General features: G+C 64.9%; 1 pseudogene. It reads left to right on the forward strand.

Annotated elements, in window-relative coordinates:
* Positions 1-39: 39 nt before the first annotated feature.
* Positions 40-425 (forward strand): annotated as a pseudogene (locus AC0L26_RS32005) (hypothetical protein); the annotation flags it as partial.

The raw sequence follows: 425 nt of genomic DNA on the forward strand, positions 1-425 counted from the left end.
TTCTATCGGGCCAGCCCGAACTCGCTCACTCGCAATTCGATGCAGATGCTGGCCGATGCGGAAATCGTGATCGCCCGCGGCTTTTCTCCTGATCCCAGGGTCAAACATCCGGCATCGGCACACGCCAATGGAGCGATCGAGGCGAACGGCGGCACCGCTTCCGAGGCACTCGCATGGTTCGCGTTGTGGAACGCCGCGTCGGATTGCGGCAGCGGCTCGCGCTCGATCGACCCGCAGACCCTGCGCGCCCTCCCGGCAGGACGCAAATGGGCGCGTGACATCGCCAATGTGGTCCTCGATGGCGTGATGGTCGGAAGCCTGTCGGTGCCAGCGCAATTGGCTGCCAGGTGGGACAGGTTCGGCGGCTCCCTCACCGAGTTGATCATCGAACTCGGCAAGCTCTGGGACGATCCCGTCGCGGGTCG

This window comes from Mesorhizobium sp. WSM4823 (genome assembly GCF_055811195.1).